The sequence below is a fragment of the Pseudomonas vranovensis genome, assembly GCF_040438935.1.
GTDB classification, from domain to species: domain Bacteria; phylum Pseudomonadota; class Gammaproteobacteria; order Pseudomonadales; family Pseudomonadaceae; genus Aquipseudomonas; species Aquipseudomonas vranovensis.
The window spans coordinates 2,294,968-2,314,316 of record NZ_CP159259.1 but is presented as its reverse complement, the minus strand read 5'-3'; the positions used below and the strand labels follow the sequence as shown (position 1 = coordinate 2,314,316).

Annotated in this window: 17 protein-coding genes and 1 pseudogene; 9 read left to right on the top strand and 9 right to left on the bottom strand. The window is 62.0% G+C overall.

What is annotated here, in order from left to right:
* Nucleotides 1–10: 10 nt before the first annotated feature.
* Nucleotides 11–367, bottom strand: a complete 357-nt coding sequence (locus tag ABVN19_RS10590; RefSeq protein ID WP_028946110.1) for a response regulator — start codon at nt 365–367, stop codon at nt 11–13.
* 277 nt (nt 368–644) lie between these two features.
* Here ABVN19_RS10590 and ABVN19_RS10585 point away from each other — a divergent pair, with 277 nt between their 5' ends.
* From ABVN19_RS10585 to ABVN19_RS10565, 5 genes are read left to right on the top strand one after another with little or no spacing between them, the layout of a single operon-like run.
* The gene (locus tag ABVN19_RS10585; RefSeq protein WP_105642432.1) at nt 645–4,139 is read left to right on the top strand and encodes a response regulator; all 3,495 of its coding nucleotides are present in this window, start codon (nt 645–647) and stop codon (nt 4,137–4,139) included.
* Nucleotides 4,136–4,957, top strand: coding sequence for a protein-glutamate O-methyltransferase CheR (locus ABVN19_RS10580; RefSeq protein ID WP_028946112.1), 822 nt, complete (start codon nt 4,136–4,138; stop codon nt 4,955–4,957). Before ABVN19_RS10585 ends, ABVN19_RS10580 begins: the two co-directional genes overlap by 4 nt.
* Nucleotides 4,954–5,529 (top strand): chemotaxis protein CheB, encoded by a 576-nt coding sequence (locus ABVN19_RS10575; protein WP_028946113.1) that lies wholly within the window; start codon nt 4,954–4,956, stop codon nt 5,527–5,529. Before ABVN19_RS10580 ends, ABVN19_RS10575 begins: the two co-directional genes overlap by 4 nt.
* On the top strand, nt 5,523–6,749 hold the full coding sequence (locus ABVN19_RS10570) for a hybrid sensor histidine kinase/response regulator (protein WP_028946114.1): 1,227 nt from the start codon (nt 5,523–5,525) through the stop codon (nt 6,747–6,749). The genes ABVN19_RS10575 and ABVN19_RS10570 overlap by 7 nt, the downstream gene beginning before the upstream one ends.
* 44 nt (nt 6,750–6,793) lie before the next feature.
* Nucleotides 6,794–7,171, top strand: coding sequence for a response regulator (locus ABVN19_RS10565; protein WP_028946115.1), 378 nt, complete (start codon nt 6,794–6,796; stop codon nt 7,169–7,171).
* A gap of 51 nt (nt 7,172–7,222) precedes the next feature.
* Here ABVN19_RS10565 and ABVN19_RS10560 read toward each other — a convergent pair whose 3' ends face one another.
* The 3 genes from ABVN19_RS10560 to ABVN19_RS10550 are packed head-to-tail and all read right to left on the bottom strand — an operon-like array spanning nt 7,223 to nt 9,877.
* Nucleotides 7,223–7,816 (bottom strand): TetR/AcrR family transcriptional regulator, encoded by a 594-nt coding sequence (locus tag ABVN19_RS10560; RefSeq protein WP_028946116.1) that lies wholly within the window; start codon nt 7,814–7,816, stop codon nt 7,223–7,225.
* 10 nt (nt 7,817–7,826) lie between these two features.
* Complete coding sequence (locus tag ABVN19_RS10555) at nt 7,827–8,675, bottom strand: 3-hydroxybutyryl-CoA dehydrogenase (protein ID WP_028946117.1); 849 nt, start codon at nt 8,673–8,675, stop codon at nt 7,827–7,829.
* Between the two features lie 17 nt (nt 8,676–8,692).
* Nucleotides 8,693–9,877, bottom strand: coding sequence for an acetyl-CoA C-acyltransferase family protein (locus ABVN19_RS10550; protein WP_028946118.1), 1,185 nt, complete (start codon nt 9,875–9,877; stop codon nt 8,693–8,695).
* A gap of 168 nt (nt 9,878–10,045) precedes the next feature.
* On the opposite strand from ABVN19_RS10550, the gene ABVN19_RS10545 reads away from it, so the two are divergent.
* On the top strand, nt 10,046–11,059 hold the full coding sequence (locus ABVN19_RS10545; protein ID WP_028946119.1) for an AraC family transcriptional regulator: 1,014 nt from the start codon (nt 10,046–10,048) through the stop codon (nt 11,057–11,059).
* Nucleotides 11,060–11,068: 9 nt separating this feature from the next.
* Here ABVN19_RS10545 and ABVN19_RS10540 read toward each other — a convergent pair whose 3' ends face one another.
* Together ABVN19_RS10540 and ABVN19_RS10535 are read right to left on the bottom strand one after the other, a co-directional pair.
* The gene (locus ABVN19_RS10540; RefSeq protein WP_177431078.1) at nt 11,069–11,953 is read right to left on the bottom strand and encodes a dihydrodipicolinate synthase family protein; all 885 of its coding nucleotides are present in this window, start codon (nt 11,951–11,953) and stop codon (nt 11,069–11,071) included.
* A 43-nt stretch (nt 11,954–11,996) separates the two neighbouring features.
* Complete coding sequence (locus ABVN19_RS10535; protein ID WP_028946121.1) at nt 11,997–12,779, bottom strand: aldolase; 783 nt, start codon at nt 12,777–12,779, stop codon at nt 11,997–11,999.
* Nucleotides 12,780–12,937: 158 nt separating this feature from the next.
* Here ABVN19_RS10535 and ABVN19_RS10530 point away from each other — a divergent pair, with 158 nt between their 5' ends.
* Both ABVN19_RS10530 and ABVN19_RS10525 read left to right on the top strand, forming a co-directional pair.
* Nucleotides 12,938–13,483: an XRE family transcriptional regulator gene (locus tag ABVN19_RS10530; RefSeq protein ID WP_028946122.1), complete on the top strand. Its 546-nt coding sequence runs from the start codon at nt 12,938–12,940 to the stop codon at nt 13,481–13,483.
* A complete protein-coding gene (locus tag ABVN19_RS10525) occupies nt 13,483–14,268 on the top strand; it encodes an AraC family transcriptional regulator (protein WP_028946123.1) in 786 nt (261 codons plus the stop codon). Before ABVN19_RS10530 ends, ABVN19_RS10525 begins: the two co-directional genes overlap by 1 nt.
* On the opposite strand, the gene ABVN19_RS10520 is transcribed toward ABVN19_RS10525, so the two are convergent.
* Complete coding sequence (locus ABVN19_RS10520) at nt 14,257–14,844, bottom strand: LysE family translocator (protein ID WP_028946124.1); 588 nt, start codon at nt 14,842–14,844, stop codon at nt 14,257–14,259. The genes ABVN19_RS10525 and ABVN19_RS10520 overlap by 12 nt on opposite strands.
* Nucleotides 14,845–15,114: 270 nt before the next feature.
* Here ABVN19_RS10520 and ABVN19_RS10515 point away from each other — a divergent pair, with 270 nt between their 5' ends.
* Nucleotides 15,115–16,686, top strand: a complete 1,572-nt coding sequence (locus ABVN19_RS10515) for a TerC family protein (protein WP_028946125.1) — start codon at nt 15,115–15,117, stop codon at nt 16,684–16,686.
* On the opposite strand, the gene rarD is transcribed toward ABVN19_RS10515, so the two are convergent.
* A complete protein-coding gene (gene rarD / locus ABVN19_RS10510) occupies nt 16,649–17,536 on the bottom strand; it encodes an EamA family transporter RarD (RefSeq protein WP_028946126.1) in 888 nt (295 codons plus the stop codon). The two genes, ABVN19_RS10515 and rarD, sit on opposite strands and share 38 nt — an antisense overlap.
* A 63-nt stretch (nt 17,537–17,599) precedes the next feature.
* Nucleotides 17,600–19,160: pseudogene (locus ABVN19_RS10505) on the bottom strand (EAL domain-containing protein).
* Between the last annotated feature and the right edge of the window lie 189 nt (nt 19,161–19,349).

Sequence of the window (19,349 nt, the reverse complement as noted above, 5' to 3'; positions counted from 1 at the left end):
AAGCTCGCCTCTACAGGATGCCTTGTACTTTGTCGCGCAACTGATCAATGCTGAACGGCTTGCCAATCAGGTGCATGCCTTCGGGTACCTGGATATTTTCGGCGTAGCCACTGGCAAACAGAATCGGCAGCAACGGCCTGGCTTCGCGCGCCTTGCTCGCCAGTGCCTTGCCGTCCATGTCCGGCAGACCGACATCGGTCATCATCAGCGCAAGCGACTGGCCGTCGTCTTCAAGGATCGTCAGGGCGGCGGCGGCGTCCTGGGCCTCGATCACCGCGTAACCCAGCTCTGTCAGCACTTCGACGATCAGCATGCGCACGATATCGTCGTCTTCGACGACCAGCAGGGGCGAGGTAGGAGAGGGCATGGCAAGGGTCCTGTGCAGGTGTGTGTTCATAGTCTGTATGCCGGGCGTTGCCTGAAGTTCCCTGCGTGTTCTGCAGAATAGCGATCTGTGCCCCGGCAGGGAACGATTGCCGTACACAGGTCTCAAATGCTGGCTAAATGCCCTGCCAGAAGTGGCAAAGCTGTTTAGACTTCATGACAAGAAGGCCCCGCAGCGGCCGGCGTCGCGGAAAATAGAACAAATACTCGAAAAATCCGCCACACTCTTTTGTTTGATTCACTTGCCTGGACTTTTTGCAATGACTCAACCCGCCTCGATAGATCAGCAAAGCTTTCGCAAGTTGCTGAGCCGCAACATCGGACTGCCTTTGGGGGTCGGCCTGCTCAGCGCCCTGGTGTTCGTCGCGGTGATCAGTTACCTGTTGTCGGCCATCCAGTGGGTTGAACATACCGACCGGGTGATCAACAACGCCAATGAAGCGGTAAAGCTGTCGATCGACATGGAGACCGGCATGCGTGGCTTCCTGATCACCGGTGAAGAGCGCTTCCTGGAACCCTATGAACTGGCCAAGCCGCAGGTATTGTCCGGGCTCAATGGCCTCAAGCAGCTGGTGACGGACAACCCGCAACAGCTGGACCGGCTGGACCGGCTGATCGGGCTGCAACAGGAGTGGAATGCCTTTGCCAGCGACATGATCACGCTGCGTCGCCAGGCCGGCGACTACAGCGAGCCGATTCGCAGCGGTCGCGGCAAGCGCATCACCGATGAAATCCGCAAGGAGTTCGATGCCTTCATCGCCATGGAGCACCAGTTGCGGGTGGCGCGCAACGAGCAGGTCAGCAGCAACACGGTGGTGGCCATTTCCGCCTACCTGATCTTCGTCATCCTCCTCAGTGCCTTGCTGGCGTTCCTCGGGCGTCGGGACCTGCTGGCACTGTCGGCCAGCTACTCCAGCAACCTCGAGGCCCAGCAACGCGCCAACCAGCGACTGGAACAGCAGGCCTGGTTGCGCAGTGGCCAGACCCAATTGGCCGAACAGGTGCTGGGCCAGTTGACCTTGCCGATGCTGGGCAACAATATCCTGCGTTTTTTTGCCAATTACCTGGGCAGCGTGGTCGCAGCGCTCTACGTGCGCGACGAGCACGGCGGCTTGCGCCGGGTGGCCAGCTACGGCCTTTCCCGTGAGCAGCAGGAGCGCGAGCAGGTGATCGGGCATCAGGAAGGCATGTTGGCCCAGGCCGTGAGCCAGGGTCGCCTGCTGCGCCTGGACAACGTGCCCGAAGGCTATTTCAAGGTTGCCTCGGGCCTGGGAGAAGGTCTGCCACGCAGTGTGCTGGTGATGCCGGCCAGCAACGACGGGCAGGTCAACGGCGTGGTCGAGCTGGGTTTCCTGCGCGCCCTGACGGAGCGCGACATCGAGTTTCTCGAGCGAGTCGCCGACAACCTCGGTACTTCCATCGAAAGCGCGCGCTACCGCCAACGCCTGCAGGAAGTGCTGGCGGAAACCCAGCAGCTCAATGAAGAACTGCAGGTGCAACAGGAAGAACTGAAAACCGCCAACGAAGAGCTCGAGGAGCAATCGCGGGTGCTCAAGGAGTCCCAGGCTCATCTGGAGACCCAGCAGGCAGAGCTTGAGCAGACCAACGAGCAATTGGCCGAACGCACCGAGGCCCTGGCCCAGCAACGCGATGCGCTGGATCACAAGAACGGCGAGCTCAATCGCGCCCAGGGCGAGCTGCAGGAGCGTGCCGAAGAACTGCAGCGTTCGAGCAAGTACAAGTCCGAGTTCCTGGCCAATATGTCCCACGAACTGCGTACGCCGCTCAACAGCTCGCTGATCCTGGCCAAGCTGCTGGCAGAAAACAGCCAGGGCAACCTCAGTGAAGAACAAGTCAAGTTTGCCGATTCTATCTACTCGGCCGGCAACGACCTGCTCAACTTGATCAACGACATCCTCGATATTGCCAAGGTCGAGGCCGGCAAGCTTGAAGTCAGGCCGCAAAACACCCAGGTAGCGCGTCTGGTTGAAGGCTTGCAGACCTTGTTCGCACCGCTGGCGAGCGAAAAGCGCCTGGATTTCAAGGTGGTGATCGAGCCGCAGGTACCGGCAACCTTGTACACCGACCGCCAGCGCCTGGAGCAGATTCTCAAGAACCTGTTGTCCAACGCGGTGAAGTTCACCGAAAAAGGCCAGGTCAGCCTTACCGTCAGCGCACAGCCGGGCACCGGGATTGTCTTTTCGGTACGCGACAGCGGCATCGGTATCGCCGCCGACCAGCAACAGAGTATTTTCGAGGCTTTCCATCAGGCCGATGGCACCACCAACCGGCGCTATGGCGGTACAGGCCTGGGGTTGTCGATTTCCCGCGACCTGGCCCAGTTGCTGGGCGGGCAGATCAGCGTCGACAGCAGCGAAGGCAAGGGCAGTGTGTTCTGCCTGATCCTGCCGGAACACTACGAGTCGGTGGCCAGCCAGGGCCCGGCAGTAATCATCAATCAACCGTTGGTGCCGGTCAGCGAGCCCGAGCCGCAGGCGCCTGTCAGCGTGGCCGTCGCGCCGCGTCGCGCACCGGCCTTTGCCGATGATCGCGAGCTGGCACCCTTCAGCAACCGCTGCATCCTGGTGATCGAGGACGAGCCGAACTTTGCCCGCATCCTCTTCGACCTGGCGCATGAACTGGGGTATAGCTGCCTGGTCGCCCAGGCGGCCGACGAAGGCTTCGAGCTGGCTGCCAACTTCATCCCCGACGCGATCCTGCTGGACATGCGCCTCCCGGACCACTCGGGCCTGACGGTACTGCAGCGGCTCAAGGAGAAGGCCAGTACCCGGCACATACCGGTGCATATCATTTCTGTTGAAGACCGGATGGAGGCGGCCATGCACATGGGCGCGGTCGGGTATGCGGTCAAGCCCGCCAGCCGCGACGAGCTCAAGGCGGTGTTCGCCCGCCTCGAGGCCAAGCTTACGCAGAAGCTCAAGCACATTCTGCTGGTCGAAGACGACGACTTGCAGCGCGAAAGCATCGCCCGCCTGATCGGCGACGACGACATCGAGATCACCGCCGTGGGCATGGCCCAGCAGGCCCTGGAGCTGCTGCGAGAGAACATTTACGACTGCATGATCATCGACCTCAAGCTGCCCGACATGCTCGGCAACGAGCTGCTCAAGCGCATGTCGGCCGAAGACATCCGCTCGTTCCCGCCGGTGATTGTCTACACCGGCCGCAACCTGACCCGCGACGAAGAGGCAGACCTGCTCAAGTACTCGCGCTCGATCATCATCAAGGGCGCCCGTTCGCCGGAGCGCCTGCTCGATGAGGTGACATTGTTTTTGCACAAAGTCGAGTCGACGCTGTCCCATGAACGACAGCGCATGCTCAAGACTGCACGCAGTCGCGACAAGGTCTTCGAGGGGCGCAAGTTGCTGCTGGTCGATGACGATGTGCGCAACATTTTCGCCCTGACCAGCGCATTGGAGCACAAGGGCGCTGTCGTCGAGATCGCCCGCAATGGCCGCGAAGCCATCGAGCGACTGGAGCAGAACACCGACGTCGACCTGGTACTGATGGACGTGATGATGCCGGAGATGGATGGCTATGAAGCCACCCGGCTGATACGCAAGGACCCGCGCTGGCGCAAGTTGCCTATCATCGCGGTCACCGCCAAGGCGATGAAGGACGACCAGGAGCGTTGCCTGCAAGCGGGGGCCAACGACTACCTGGCCAAGCCCATCGAACTTGACCGCCTGTTCTCGCTGATCCGTGTATGGCTGCCGCAACTGGAGCGAATTTGACTATCGAACGTAACACCGACATTGAAATACGGCTGTTGATCGAGGCGATCTACCTCAAGTACAGCTATGACTTTCGCGACTACTCCGGCGCCTCGATCAAGCGCCGGATCCAGCACGCCCTGCGCCAGTTCGACTGCAAGACGGTCTCGGCGCTGCAGGAGCGGGTGCTGCACGATCCGGGCATGTTCATGCAGTTGCTGCAGTTCCTGACCATTCCGGTCAGCGAGATGTTTCGCGACCCGGAGCACTTCCTCGCCCTGCGCCGCGAAGTGGTGCCGTTGTTGCGCACCTGGCCGTCACTCAAGATCTGGATCGCCGGCTGCAGCACGGGCGAGGAGGTCTATTCGATGGCGATCCTGTTGCGCGAAGAGGGCCTGTTGGAGCGCACCATCATCTATGCCACCGATATCAATCCCAATTCCCTGGAAAAAGCCAAGCAAGGCATCTATTCGATGCAGAACATGCACGCGTATGCCGAAAACTACCGCAAGGCCGGCGGGCGCCGAGACTTCAGCGAGTACTACACCTCGGCCTATGGCAATGCCATCGTCGACAGCAGCCTGCGCGACAACGTGACCTTCGCCGACCACAGCCTGGCCACCGACAGCGTGTTTTCCGAAACCCAGTTGATCTCCTGTCGAAACGTACTCATCTACTTCAACAAGACCTTGCAGGATCGCGCCTTCGGCCTGTTCCACGAGTCGCTGTGCCACCGGGGTTTTCTGGTCCTGGGGAGCAAGGAATCGCTGGACTTTTCCGCCTACGCCGACCGCTTCGAGGCGTTGGTCAAGCCTGAACGGATTTACCGCAAATCATGAACGGTATCCAGGCGATTACCCTGGGCGCCTCGGCTGGCGGCGTCAGCGCCTTGCTGCATGTGATGCATAGCCTGCCGCAGGGCTTCAGGATTCCGCTGGTGTGCGTGCTGCACCTGCCCGATGACCGTCACAGCCAACTGGCCGAGGTGTTCAGCCGCAGGCTCAAGCGACCTGTATGCGAAGCCCGGGACAAGCAGGCGCTGGCCCCGGGCATGATCTATTTCGCCGGTCCCGGCTACCACCTGTCGGTGGAGCAGGACCGCAGTTTTTCCCTGAGCCAGGAGGAACGGGTGTATTTCTCCCGTCCATCGATCGATGTGTTGTTCGAGTCCGCCGCCGACGCCTATGGCCCGGCGCTGCTGGGTGTGCTGATGACCGGCGCCAATGAGGACGGTGCCGCAGGGCTTGCGCACATCAAGCGCCTGGGCGGGCACACCATCGTCCAGGACCCCCGGGAAGCCCAGGTCGCGACCATGCCGCAAGCGGCGCTGGCCTTGCACCGTCCTGACCATATATTGCCTTTGAATGGCATCGGGCAATTGCTCGCCAAGCTGGAGCCCCCTGAATGCTGAGTCATATACAAGCCAAGCTGCTGATCGTCGACGACTTGCCGGAAAACCTGCTGGCACTGGAGGCCTTGGTCAAGGGTAGCGACTGTGAAGTGCATCAGGCGCAATCGGCCGACCAGGCGTTGTCGTTGCTGCTCGAACATGAGTTCGCCCTGGCCATTCTCGATGTACAGATGCCCGGCATGAACGGCTTCGAGCTGGCCGAGTTGATGCGTGGCATGGAGAAGACCAAGAACATCCCCATCGTGTTTGTCAGCGCGGCCGGGCGCGAGATGAACTATGCCTTCAAGGGGTATGAAAGCGGGGCGGTGGACTTCTTGCACAAGCCGCTTGACCCTCACGCGGTCAAGAGCAAGGTGGCAGTGTTCATCGACCTGTTCCGTCAGCGCAAGGCGCTCAAGCAACAGCTCGAAGCCATAGAGCGCAGCCGTGAAGAGCAGGCCCAGTTGCTGGCCCAGCTGCAGGTTACCCGCGGGGAACTTGAGCGCGCGGTACAGATGCGCGATGACTTCATGTCGATCGTCTCTCACGAAGTGCGCACGCCGCTAAACGGCCTGATCCTGGAGACCCAGCTGCGCAAGATGCACCTGGCCCGCGACAATGCCGATGCGTTCACCCTGGACAAGATGCGCGCCATGGTCGAGCGTGACGAGCGCCAGATCAACAGCCTGATCCGCTTGATCGAAGACATGCTCGATGTGTCACGGATACGCACCGGCAAGCTTTCGATCCGCCCCAGCCTGTTCGACTTGTCGCAGTTGGTCGGTGGCTTGATCGAGAACTTCGCCGCCCAGGCCATCGCCGCCCAGTCGTCGATCAATTTCAGCGCCGAGGCGGCGTTGAGCGGCGTCTGGGACGAGTTTCGAATCGAGCAGGTGGTGGCGAACCTGTTGACCAATGCCTTGCGCTACGGGGCGAAAAGCCCGGTACAGGTGCGTACGTTCGAGCAGCAGGGCATGGCCTGCATCGAGGTCAAGGACCAGGGCATCGGCATCAGCGAGCAGAACCAGCAGCGCATCTTCCAGCAATTCGAACGCGTGGCGTCCAGTCAGAGCAGTGCGGGGCTGGGCCTGGGGCTGTATATCTCCGAGCAGATCGTGCTGGCCCATGGCGGCAGCATTGGTGTACACAGTATCGAGGGGCAGGGGGCGACCTTTACCGTTCGCCTGCCATTGACTGACCTGCCGCAAGCAGCGGACCATCAACAGGCAACCTCTGCCTGAGGCTGGGGTCGTAGTTGGCACTTATTGAAAAACAAGGCGTTGGCATGAGTGAAGATGCGCAGGATGTGGTGCTGGTCGTTGAAGACGACGACACCATTCGTATGGTTCTGAGGGATTACCTGGCGGGTGAGGGCTACCACGTGCTGGTGGCCGAGGACGGTGAACAAGCATTTGAAATCCTCGCCAGCAAACCGCACCTGGACCTGATCGTCACCGATTTTCGCCTGCCGGGCGGAATCTCCGGCGTGCAGATCGCCGAGCCTGCCCTGAAGTTGCGGCCGGACCTGAAGGTGATCTTCATCAGCGGATACCCGGCAGAGATCCGCGAATCGGGAAGCCCTATTGCCTTCAAGGCGCCCATCCTGGCCAAGCCGTTCGACCTCGATACCCTTCGCGATCAGATCCAGGCGCTGTTGCGCTAGGGCCGGGCGAGGGCTCATGCATGACCCGCACCCGAGAGCGCGGCAGCGGGCTCAGGCCATTGAGTTGAGGCTTTCACCGCGTAACGTGCGTTCGATCCCGCCCATCAGCATGCTTTCCATCAAGGCCAGGCCCTGGGCTTGCGGCAACGCTGAGGCTTGCAGCCAACCGGGCAGGCTGTTGAGCAGATTGGCGATGACATGCGCCGTAGCTTCCAGTGCCTTGCCACGCAAGGTGGCCTTGGGCACGAGCAGCCGAAGCAGGGCGGTTTCATATTGCTGGCGCAGTTGGCCGATGCGCGCCTGCTGATCCGGGCTCAAGCAGCATTGATCCCGCTCGGCCAGGCGAAACTGCAGGGGGCGCTCGGCATGCAGCGCCCAATGTGCGGCAATCACCTCAGCCAGGGTTTGCTGATGTGCGCGGCGCCCCTGGTTGAGGGTGGCGAGCAGCTCTTCGTACAACTCTTCGATCAGGTCGTACAACAGGTCCTGCTTACTGGGGAAGTGGTGGTACAACGACCCCGCAGTCAGGCCCAGGTGGCTGGCCAGCTCACGCATGCTGACCTGGCCAAAACCCTTCTCGGCGAAGAGCGCCAAGGCCTTGTCACGCCGCTCTTCGAAGTTCGTACAGCGCAAAGCGGCGTCCATGGTCGGGCCCTCAGTAGGTGTAGAAACCGCGACCGCTCTTGCGACCCAGGTAGCCGGCGGCGACCATTTCCTTGAGCAGGGGGGCAGGGCGGTACTTGCTGTCGTTGTAGCCTTCGTGGAAGGCTTCCATGATGGCCAGCAGGGTATCCAGGCCGATCAGGTCGCCCAGGGCCAGCGGGCCGATTGGCTGGTTGCAGCCAAGGCGCATGCCGGTGTCGATGTCCTCGGCGCTGGCCAGGCCTTCCTGCAGCACGAAGATCGCCTCGTTGATCATCGGCACCAGGATGCGATTGACCACGAAGCCTGGCCGGTTGCCGGCGGTGATCGGCGTCTTGCCGACCTGCTCGGTCAGCGCCAGGGCCTTGGCATAGGTGGCGTCACTGGTCTGCAGGCCGCGAATGATCTCCACCAGGGCCATCATCGGTACCGGGTTGAAGAAGTGTACGCCGATGAAGCGTTCAGGGTTGCCGATGGCCGCGCCCAGTTGGGTGATCGACAGCGACGAGGTGTTGGTGGCGATCACGCACTCGCTGCTGACGCTCTCGGCGATCTGCTTGAGGATGCGCAGCTTGAGGTCGAGGTTTTCAGTCGCCGCTTCGATCACCAACTGCGCCGAGGCCAACTGGGCGTAGTCGGTGCTGGTACGGATTCGCGCTACAGCCGCCTGGGCGTCTTCAGCGACCAGGGTCTGCTTGCTGACCTGGCGTTCTAGGTTCTTGCGCAGGGTGGCCACGCCGCGCTCCAGCGCAGCGTCGGACACATCGATCAGGGTCACCTGGTAACCGGCCACCGCGCACACCTGGGCAATCCCGTTGCCCATGGTGCCCGCGCCGATCACCGCAATGTTTTCAATACTCACTGTGATATTTCCTTGGTTCAGACGCGTTCAAAGACGACAGCGATGCCCTGGCCGCCACCGATGCACATGGTGGCCAGCGCGTAGCGGCCTTCAATGCGCTGCAGCTCGTGGATGGCCTTGGTGGCGATGATCGCGCCGGTAGCACCCACCGGGTGACCCAGGGAAATGCCGGAACCGTTGGGGTTGACCTTCTCGGGGTCGAAGCCCAGCTCGCCGGAGACGGCGCAGGCTTGTGCGGCGAACGCTTCGTTGGATTCGATGACGTCCAGGTCGGCAACGCTGATACCGGCCTTCTCCAGCACCTTGCGGGTGGCAGGTACCGGGCCCAGGCCCATCAGTTCAGGTTCGACGCCGGCGTGGGCGTAGGCCACCAGGCGAGCCAGTGGCTGCAGGCCGTGACGCTTGACGAAATCACCGGTGGCCAGCACCAGGGCGCCGGCGCCATCGTTCAGGCCGCTGGCGTTGCCGGCGGTGACGGTGCCGTCTTTCTTGAATGCAGGCTTCATGCCGGCCAGTTGCTCGGCAGTCACTTCTCCCCGTACGTGCTCGTCGACTTCAAAGCGCACGGTGCCTTTGCGGCCCGGAATATCGATCGGCACGATCTGGCTGGCGAAGCGGCCCTCGGCGATGGCACGGGCGGCGCGCTGCTGGCTGACCAGAGCCAGGTCATCCTGCATCTGACGGGTGATGCCATTGCGTTCGGCGACGTTCTCGGCGGTGATGCCCATGTGGAAACCGGCGAAAGGGTCATGCAGCACACCGAGCATGTAGTCGATGCCCTTGAGGTCGCCCATGCGCGCCCCCCAGCGAGCCTGGGGCAACAGGTACGGGCCACGGCTCATGGATTCGGCGCCCGCGGCGACCACGGCTTCGGCTTCACCCAGCAGCAGGCTCTGGGCTGCCGAAACGATGGCCTGCAGGCCGGAACCGCACAAGCGGTTGACGTTGAAGGCCGGGGTTTCCTTGGGGATGCCAGCGTTCATGGCGGCGACGCGGGCGAGGTAGGCATCGCGTGCCTCGGTCGGGATCACGGTGCCCATGACCACATGGCCGATCTGCTCAGGTGCCACACCGGCGCGCTCGATGGCGGCGCGGGTCACGGTGCTGGCGAGGTCAGCCAGCGGCAGGTCCTTGAGGGTGCCGCCGAAACTGCCGATTGCCGAGCGCACAGCGCTGACGACGTAGATTTCTGGGGTATTCATGATCGACTCCATAGGCGAAAGCGTGGCGGGGCACAGGCAGGCTCTGCCAGAATGCACACCGGGCCAGGTTCAGGTAGTCATCGAGTCTAGGCAAAGGCTGCAGCCGGGCCTATGCCATAACTGCTCAGCGAAACTGGTATTTTTTGCCATACCCTTGCGGAATCCGCCATGCGGGAAAACGATACAGTCGCGGTCTATTTCGTCCATTCCATGCTCCATTCCCTGCGCGATCAGCCACTGCGGGCCGAGGCGTTGCTGCGTGAAGCCGGCATCGACCCGGCAGTGCTCGGTGCGCCCGGTGTGCGGGTGCCGGCGTCGGCTTTTGCGCGGCTGTGGCTGCTATTGATCCAGGACCTGAACGACGAGTTTTTCAACCTCGACAGCCACGGCATGCCGGTGGGCAGTTTTGCCCTGATCTGCCGGGGCCTGATCCAGGAGCCGACGCTGGAAAAAGCCTTGCGCCAGTGCCTGGGCAACTTCGCACTGTTCCTGCGGGACATGCGCGCGAGTGTGACGCTCAAGGGCGGGCGGGCAGTGATCGGCCTGCGCTCGAACATCGACGATCCGGTCACCCGGGTGTATGCCGAAGAAACCTTCCTGGCGCTGGTGATCAGCCTGTTGTGCTGGTTGGGTGGGCAACGCCTGGTGATCGATCGCACGGCGCTGGCCGACAAACGTCCGGTCCAGGATGACGACCCGTTGCTGTGGGGGCCGAACCTGCAATTGGGGGCCGGGCGCACGGAGATCGAGTTTGCTGCCGATTACCTGCGTCTGCCGGTGATCCAGGACCTGGCCGGGCTCAAGACCTTCTTGCGCAGCGCCCCCCAATGGCTGGTGATCCGCTATCGCAACCAGAATGGCCAAGTGGCCCAGGTGTACCGTTATCTGCGCGAACGCGAGCAGGGACAGTGGCCAACGCTGGTGGCCATGGCCGAGCGCCAGGGCCTGAGCGCCAGCAGCTTTCGCAGGTTGCTGGAACGGGAGGGGCGCTCGTTCCAGCAGATCAAGGATGAGGTGCGCCGGGCCACGGCCTTTGAATGCCTGCGCGAGACTGACATGAGCATTGCCGAGATCGCCGAGCGCACCGGCTTTCAGGAATCCAGTGCGTTTCACCGGGCCTTCAAGAAGTGGACCGGTGAAAGCCCCGGCAATTATCGACTGCGCATGGCCGCCTCGCGGTAGGGCCGGGGCTTAACGCAACGTTTGCAGCAGTGCCTTGAGGTAGTCCTGCCCGGACTGATCCAGCGCGAATACCGGCCGCCGGGGCTCACCCACCTCAAGCCCGGTCATGGCCAGGCCCGCCTTGATGGTGGCGGGCAATCCACCCTTGAGGATGAAGTCCAGCAGTGGCAACTGGCGATAGAACACGGCCTTGGCGGTTTTCAGGTCGTTTCGGAGCACCGCCTGGTACAGCTGCTGGTTGAGGTCGGGAATCAGGTTCGCCGCTGCCGTACACCAGCCGCTGGCACCGGCCACGAACGCCTCCAGGGCCAGGGGGTTGCAGCCGTTGTAGAACGGCACCTGGCCTTCGCCCAGCATCTGCAGCTTGTGCATGCGCTGAATGTCGCCGGTACTCTCCTTGACCATGGTGACGTTGTCGACTTCGCGCACGATCTTGAGGATCAGCTCCACTGACATGTCGGTGCCGCTGGTGGCCGGGTTGTTATAGAGCATGATCGGCACGTCGATGCTGGCGCCGATGGCGCGGTAGTGCTGGATGATCTCGGCTTCGCTGAGCTTCCAGTAGGCGGCCGGCAGCACCATGACCGCATCGGCGCCGTGGGCTTGGGCAAAGTGCGCACGGCGGATGGCTCCGGCAGTGGTCAGGTCCGAAACGCTGACAATGGTGGGTACTCGCTTGGCAATGTGCGCCAGGCTGAACTCGGCAACCTGCTGCCATTCCAGATCGCTGAGGTAAGCCCCTTCACCGGTGCTCCCCAGCGGCGCGATGGCATGTACGCCACCGGCTATCAGGCGGTCGATGGATTTACCCAGCGCGGGCAGGTCGAGCTGCTCGCCATCGTGGCTGAACGGGGTGATGGTGTAGCCGATGATGCCGTGAAAAGTCGTGGACATGATGAACTCCGCAAGTAAGGCAAATAGGGCGAAAAAGCAACGATCAGTTCAGGCAGTCGGCATGCACTCGCAGGCACTGTCGCGCATAGTAGTTGAAGGCCGCACTGTGACGTTTAGGGCGCGAGATCCAGTCGTGGGCTTCGCGACCGAGTGCCGGCTCGATCGGTTTGACCTCGCCGGCGGCCATGGCCAGCAGTTGCAGCTTGGCAGCGCGTTCGATCAGTTGGGCGATGACGCAGGCCTCCTCGATGCTGGCGCCGGTAGAGAGCTGGCCGTGGTGCGAGAGCAGGATGGCGCGCTTGTCGCCCAGGGCCGCGCTGATGATCTCGCCCTCTTCGTTGCCCACGGGTACGCCCGGCCAGGCTTCGAGAAACGCGCAATCTTCATAGAGCGGGCACAGGTCCATGTGCGACACCTGCAGCGGTACTTCGAGCATCGACAGGGCGGCGACGTGGGTAGGATGCGTGTGGATGATGCAGTTGACGTCCCCGCGTGCCCGGTACACCCAGCTGTGAAAGCGGTTGGCCGGGTTGGGCATGCCGCTGCCTTCGAGGACTTCCAGGTCTTCGTTGACCAGCAGCAGGTTACTGGCAGTGATTTCGTCGAAGCCCAGGCCCAGTTGCTGGGTGTAGAAGGTGCCAGGCTGCGGGCCGCGGGCGCTGATCTGCCCGGCAAGGCCCGAGTCGTGGCCGTTGTCGAACAGAATTCGGCAGGTCAGGGCCAGCTTTTCGCGCACAGTCCACGTATTATCGGCAAGCGAGCCTTGCATCTGTGTGAGGGCCTGCTTGATCAGTTGGTCCTTGGGCAATGCCATTGTCTTGGCCATGGGGATATCCTCGGTGGTGGGAAAAATGTCAGCGCTGGGTTGCCCGGTTACTTGGAAGGTGGCGGGTTGCTCAGCGTCATGACACAAACAAGGCTAAATGACACAATGTGTCATTAGCAAGAAAAAACTTGCCCGTGGCACTGGGAAAATCGCGTCGCATGTCTATCCGATTGAAACTATTAAGAAAAAAACTGGGCATTACCCTTGAAGTGCTGGCCGAAAAGTCCGGCATGACCAAGAGCTACCTGTCCAAGGTCGAGCGCGGCCTGAACACCCCCTCGATCGCCGCCGCACTGAAGCTGGCGCGAGCACTGAGCGTCAATGTCGAGGAGCTGTTTGCCGAGGATGAACCCGGTCAGTCGCGCTACAGCCTGGTGCGCTGTGGCGAACGCCAGGCGCTATCGGGCAGCGCCCAGGGCCCAGGCTATGCAGTGCTGGCCAGTCATATCGGCAGCCGCAGCCTGCTGCCCTTTATCATCAGTCCCCCGCGGGACTTCAGCGACTCGACCTTCAAGGAGCACCTGGGCGAGGAGTTCCTGTTTGTGCATGAAGGGCAGGTGGAAGTCGATTTCATGAACGAGCGGGTCATCCTCGAACGCGGCGATGCGCTGTACTTCAACGCCCAGACGCCCCACCGCCTGCGCTCGCTCGGCGAGGTACAGGCCCAGTTGCTGGTAGTGGTCCACGACGCCGAAGGGCAGTGATGAGCAGCCACTCGCGGTTCTGGCGTGACCCGGCGCTGCCGTTCATCGAGGCGCGCAGGGTCGAGGATGGACGCAAGGTCTGCTATGCGCCGCATTCCCACGAAGGCTTTTCCATCGGCGCCATCACTGGCGGACGCAGCACTTATGTGAGCGGTGAAAACCATCAGCAGGTGTCGGAAGGCACTGTGGTGATGATGAATCCCGGCGTCGTGCATACCTGCAACCCCATTGACGGTGAGCCTTGGTCGTACCTGATGCTGTACCTCGACTTGAGTTGGTTGCAGGCGTTGGGCTTCCAGCCGTTCGAGGCAATCAGCAGCCGCTCGCAAGCCCTGTACCAGGCTTTGTGCCAATTGTTCGAGGCGCTGCTGGACGAGCAAGGCAGCAACGTCGGCAAAGCTGCGGCGCTGCGGATTTTCTTCGGCGAGTTGATCCAGCAGTTCAGTGCCGGCAGCCCTGGGGCGACGCAAGGCAACCCACGTTTGCTGGCCGCTGCCGCGTTCATCCGTGATCACTGCACCCAGCCGTTGCGCCTGGAGGACATCGGCAAGGCAGCAGGCCTGTCGACCTCGTACCTGATCCGGGCCTTCAAGCAGCAATTCGGCCTGACGCCCCACGGCTACCTGCTGGACCAGCGCGTACAGTACGCCCGCGCACAGCTGCGGCGCGGACGCTTGATCGCCGAGGTAGCACTTGAAGCAGGCTTTGCCGACCAGGCGCACCTGCAGCGTGCTTTCAAGCGCCACCTGGCAGCGACGCCGGGGCACTATCGTTCAGCCCACTAGCAAGTAGATCGCACTCACCACCAGCAGCCCGGCCAGCATGCGGTTGAACAACCGTACCCGACGAGGGTTGCGCAGGTATTGGCTGATTACGCTGCCGGCCCAGGCCCAACTGGCGATCGACAGGTAGCAGATGACGAAGTAGATCGCCGTGAACTGCCACAGCAAGGTTGTCTCACCTTCTCCGACATACGCACCGACTCCGGCTACACAGGCCAGCCAGGCCTTCGGGTTGAGCCACTGCAAGGTCGCGCCGGCGAGCATCGACGGGGCGTCAGCGTCGGTGTTTCTGCCCAGTTCGCCTCGGTCGCTGGCCAGCTTCCAGGCCATGTACAGCAGAAACGCCACTCCGCCGCCGTGCAGTACCCGAGCCAAAGCTGGCCAATGGCGCAGCAGCTCGTGCAGGCCCAGGCCGGTCAGCAGCAACAGCAGGCTGAAGCCCAGGGTAGCGCCGGTGACATGCTTGAGGCTGGCACGCAGGCCATGCCGGGCGCCGCTGCCCAAGGCAACGATATTGACCGGGCCGGGGGAGATGGAGGCGGCCAGGGCAAAGGCGGCCATTGAAAGCATCAGGCTCATGGGAGGGGTCCGTGGTATGGGGGGGGCCAGTCTGATAGCCCAAAGGCGATGGGTATTGAAGAAAATCACCCTGGTGGACGGACGATTTCCTACAGAATTTGAAACATTTTCACGCTGGGTGAAAAGCCTGCTGAAATTATAGGATTCTCCCCCCAATTGATTTCAGGTTGATATGACTTCGTTCTCGGAGCCCCCCAGTACCTGGCCTTCCCGGCCTTCCTTCCGTCATTGTGACGCTTCCCCCCTGTTTGACCGACTGAGTACTTGCGCATGGAATGGCTAGCCGACCCTACGGCCTGGCTGGGCCTTGCCACGCTGATTGTGCTCGAACTGGTACTGGGTATCGACAACCTGGTGTTCATCGCCATCCTCGCCGACAAACTGCCGCCGCATCAGCGCGACCGTGCGCGGGTGATCGGCCTGTCGCTGGCGTTGATCATGCGCCTGGGTCTGCTGGCCAGTATTTCCTGGATGGTGACCCTGACCGCGCCGCTGTTCGAGGTGTTCGACAAGAGTTTCTCCGGGCGTGACCTGATCATGCTGTTCGGCGGTGTGTTCCTGCTGTTCAAGGCCACCATGGAGTTGCACGAGCGCCTTGAAGGGCATGTGGCCCATGCGGGCGGCAGCGCGCGCCATTCGGCGTTCTGGCCCATCGTGGCGCAGATCGTGGTGCTGGATGCGGTGTTCTCGCTGGACGCGGTCATCACGGCGGTGGGTATGGTCGAGCATCTGTCGATCATGATGATCGCGGTGATCTTCTCCATCGGCATCATGATTGTTGCCAGCAAACCGTTGACCCGCTTCGTCAACAATCACCCGACAGTGATCATGCTGTGCCTGGGCTTCTTGTTGATGATCGGTTTCAGCCTGACTGCCGAAGGCCTGGGTTTCCATATTCCCAAGGGCTACCTGTATGCGGCCATCGGCTTCTCGATTCTGCTCGAAAGTTTCAACCAGCTGGCCCGTGCCCGGCGCAAGCGCAGCATGCAGCAGCACCGGCCGATGCGTGAGCGCACTGCCCATGCGGTCATGCGTTTGCTCGGTGGCCGCCGTGTCGAGGCTGACGAAGTGGGTGAGGAGATCGCCGATCTGGTCGAGGGCGCAGAGGAACAGGTGCTGTTCGATCGCCGTGAGCGGGTGATGATCAGTGGCGTGCTCAACCTGGCCGAGCGGCCGATCAAGACGCTGATGACGGTGCGCGCCAAAGTCGATGTCGTCGACCTGGCGCAGCCGCCCGAGATCATTCGCAAGACGCTGATGCACTCATCCTATTCGCGTCTGCCGGTGATTCGCGGTGGCCGCATCGAAGAGCCGCTGGGCTTCGTACACAAGAAGGAGTTGCTCAAGGAGTTGCTGGCAGGCAACGAGCCCGACCTTGAAACGTTGATCCGCACGCCGCTGAACCTGCTGGAGAGCTTCAGCATCCTCAATGCCCTGGAGCAGATGCGCGGCCAGTCGACCCACATCGCGTTTGTGGTCAACGAGTTCGGTGATTTCACCGGCATCCTGACCATGACCGACATCCTTGAGTCCATTGCTGGCGAGTTGCCCGATGCCAGCGAAATCGAGGGTCCGGGAATTGTCGAAGACGGCGAGGGCTATGTGGTCAGCGGCGCCCTGAACCTGAGTCAGGTGCAGGCGCGCATCGGCTTTGTGGCCAAGCCCACCGAGGACTACCAGACCGTTGCCGGGCTGGTCATGAGTTTGCTGGATCGCTTGCCGGTGGTCGGCGACAACTTGCAGTGCAATGACTGGCAACTGGAGGTGGTCGCCGTGGAGGATAGACGAGTGCGCGAGGTGCGCCTCAGGCCGAACGCCGTTGCTGACGCAGCAGGTGCTTGACGCCTTCGAGGATCAGCACCAGCACCGCTAGCCAGATCGGCAAGTAGGTCAGCCACTGGTCGGGACCAATGGTCTCGCCCAGTAACAGGGCTACGCCTACCAGCAGCACCGGCTCCACATAGCTGAGCAGGCCGAACAGGCTGAACGCCAGCAGGCGGCTGGCCAATACGTAGCAGATCAGCGCCAGGGCGCTGATAACCCCGAGCAATGGAATCAGGCCGTACAGGGCAGGGTGTTCGGCCAGGTCCTGGGCGCTCATCGGGCCCTGGATGACGAAGTACAGTGCAGCGGGCACCAGCAGGCACATGTCGGCCCACAGGCCGCCCAGGTGGTCGGTGCGGCATCTGCGTCGCAGGACGAAATACAGCGGATAGCCGATGGCGACCACCAGGATCTCCCAGGCGAAGCTGCCGTGCTGGTACAACTCGTGGCCCACGCCGGTGGCGGCGCAAGCCACGGCGATTTTTTGCAGGTGTGACAGGCGCTCGCCATAGACCAGGCGACCGGTCAGTACCATGGTCAGCGGCAACAGGAAATACCCCAGCGATACTTCAAGGCTGCGCCCGTGCAGCGGCGCCCAGAGAAACAGCCAGAGCTGAACCCCCAGCATCGACGAAGTGCCCAGCAGGCCCAACAGCAGCAGGGGATTGTCGCGGATGCGTGCCAGCAAGCCGGTCACCAGTTTCCAGTCCTTGCTCAGCAGCAGGAAGACGGTCAGGCAGGGCAGGGTGAGCAGGGTGCGCCAGCCAAACACTTCCTCGCCGTCAAGGGGCGTCATCAGCGAGGTATAGAAGTACATCACGGCAAACAGGCACGAGGCCATAACCGATGAAACAATGCCTTTGGACACGAGGGCCTCTGTAGCAGGAATTAGGGAGGGGCAGTCAGCCGCCAATGGTCTCAGCCCCCGGCCTCAGGAGGCAATGTTGTGCTGTCGCACTTGCTCTTCGAGGGCCAGGATGAAGTCCCGGGCCGACATCGGCTGGGCGAACAGGTAGCCTTGCTGGAAGTCGACGTTGTGCCGGGCCAGGTAGTCACGCTGTGTTTCGTTTTCCACCCCTTCGGCGACGATCCCCAGGCCCAGCTTGCTCGACAGCTCGATGATGCTGTCCAGAATGTGTAGCGACAGAGCGTCCACGCCGATCATGGCAACGAAACTCTGGTCGATCTTGAGGTAGTCGACCTGGAACTGACGCAGGTAGGCCAGGCTTGACTGGCCGGTGCCGAAGTCGTCCAGGGCAATCATCACTCCCAGTTCATGCAGCTTGGCGAACAGTACACGGGTGACGTCGGTGGGTATGACCAGTTTGCGCTCGGTCAGCTCCAGGGTGAGATGGACCTTGCCCTTGGGGAAGGTGGCGAGAAACGCCTGGCAATCTTCGTACAGCGCCAGGTCCTGGCAATGGTCGGCAGTGATGTTGATACCAATATGGAAGTCCTCGCCCAGCAGCTCGGCATATGGCGCCAGCGCCCGGGCGGTGTTTTGCATCAGCTGGCGGGTCATGGGTACGATCTGGCCACTGTGCTCGGCAAAGGGGATGAACAGGTCCGGCCGCACCAGGCCTTCGCGCGGGTGCTGCCAGCGCATCAATACTTCGACGCCGGCCCAGCGGTAGTCGCTCCCGCGCACTACGGGCTGAAAGTAGGGTACAAATTCATTGGCTTCCATGGCCCGCTGCAGCTCTGCCCGCGACGAGCCGGCGCGGCGCAGTTGCCAAAAGCAGGTCACGCCGGCAATGGCACCGAGTATTACCAGCAAGGCGAGCAGGGCTGGAAACTCGCTGCGCATCAGTTGGCCGACTTTGTCCGGGCCATAGCCACTGTGGATCGAGAACGGGTAGCGCGTCGAAGTCAGCGCGGCGGGTGCAATGTCGGCAATGGGGGGCTGGCTGTCCTGCACCTTGCCGCTACGATCCATCCGGTACCGGCCTACTTGCAGCACCAGGTGGCTATCGATGTCCGGCAAACGCAGGATATTGAGCAAGTGTTCGCCGTCCACCGTGGTGATGGCGCCACGCTCGCCCTCGTGGATGCGGTACACCAGCAGCGGATGCCCAGGGGTGACCGAGTTGCCACTCATCAGCCAGAGCATGCCCTGGGTGTAGTCAGCAGGGTTGACCGGCTCGGTGAAAGGGCCGAACAGCGAGCTGCAATACAATTCGCCCTTGAACTCCAGGTTGGTGGAGCGCACGAAGGCGCGTCGGGTTACCTGGTCTCGCAGGGCCAGTTTTTCGGCCAGGCATGGCCAGGCCGGCCAGGGGGAGCAGCTCTTTGGCCGCGGCAGAGATATCGTCGAGGATGCGTTCGATCTGGTTTACGGCATGCCGCGCGCTGCTTTCGCTTCGGCTCTGCAGTTCTCGCTCGGCCTGCCAGTGCATGATCAGCAAGCCGCAGATGAGAGGCAGCGCACCCACCAGCCAGGGCAGCGCAATGCGCAAGGGGCGGCGAGGGCGGCGTTGTACCGAAAGGGGCATGGCGACTAACCTGAAAGAACACTCCAGTGCAGAGGATAGCCGTTCGTCGGCCTCGCCATCGAACTTAAAGTGCGACAAATCATATTACGCACTGTAGAATCACCTTACGCATACAATAATAAGGTTCCTCGCGCCTTGAGGAATCAACCCGCCGAGAATGGGTCCCTATGAAGTGTCTTGGGTTCAAGC

What these genes read in the sequence shown, in the direction of transcription:
- ABVN19_RS10515 (WP_028946125.1), top strand. Translation starts at nt 15,115, where the DNA reads ATGGAATGGCTAGCCGACCCTACGGCCTGGCTGGGCCTTGCCACGCTG.
- ABVN19_RS10575 (WP_028946113.1), top strand. Translation starts at nt 4,954, where the DNA reads ATGAACGGTATCCAGGCGATTACCCTGGGCGCCTCGGCTGGCGGCGTC.
- ABVN19_RS10565 (WP_028946115.1), top strand. Translation starts at nt 6,794, where the DNA reads ATGAGTGAAGATGCGCAGGATGTGGTGCTGGTCGTTGAAGACGACGAC.
- ABVN19_RS10585 (WP_105642432.1), top strand. Translation starts at nt 645, where the DNA reads ATGACTCAACCCGCCTCGATAGATCAGCAAAGCTTTCGCAAGTTGCTG.
- ABVN19_RS10545 (WP_028946119.1), top strand. Translation starts at nt 10,046, where the DNA reads ATGCGGGAAAACGATACAGTCGCGGTCTATTTCGTCCATTCCATGCTC.
- ABVN19_RS10570 (WP_028946114.1), top strand. Translation starts at nt 5,523, where the DNA reads ATGCTGAGTCATATACAAGCCAAGCTGCTGATCGTCGACGACTTGCCG.
- ABVN19_RS10520 (WP_028946124.1), bottom strand. Translation starts at nt 14,844, where the DNA reads ATGAGCCTGATGCTTTCAATGGCCGCCTTTGCCCTGGCCGCCTCCATC.
- ABVN19_RS10590 (WP_028946110.1), bottom strand. Translation starts at nt 367, where the DNA reads ATGCCCTCTCCTACCTCGCCCCTGCTGGTCGTCGAAGACGACGATATC.
- ABVN19_RS10530 (WP_028946122.1), top strand. Translation starts at nt 12,938, where the DNA reads ATGTCTATCCGATTGAAACTATTAAGAAAAAAACTGGGCATTACCCTT.
- ABVN19_RS10540 (WP_177431078.1), bottom strand. Translation starts at nt 11,953, where the DNA reads ATGTCCACGACTTTTCACGGCATCATCGGCTACACCATCACCCCGTTC.
- ABVN19_RS10550 (WP_028946118.1), bottom strand. Translation starts at nt 9,877, where the DNA reads ATGAATACCCCAGAAATCTACGTCGTCAGCGCTGTGCGCTCGGCAATC.
- ABVN19_RS10525 (WP_028946123.1), top strand. Translation starts at nt 13,483, where the DNA reads ATGAGCAGCCACTCGCGGTTCTGGCGTGACCCGGCGCTGCCGTTCATC.
- ABVN19_RS10535 (WP_028946121.1), bottom strand. Translation starts at nt 12,779, where the DNA reads ATGGCCAAGACAATGGCATTGCCCAAGGACCAACTGATCAAGCAGGCC.
- ABVN19_RS10560 (WP_028946116.1), bottom strand. Translation starts at nt 7,816, where the DNA reads ATGGACGCCGCTTTGCGCTGTACGAACTTCGAAGAGCGGCGTGACAAG.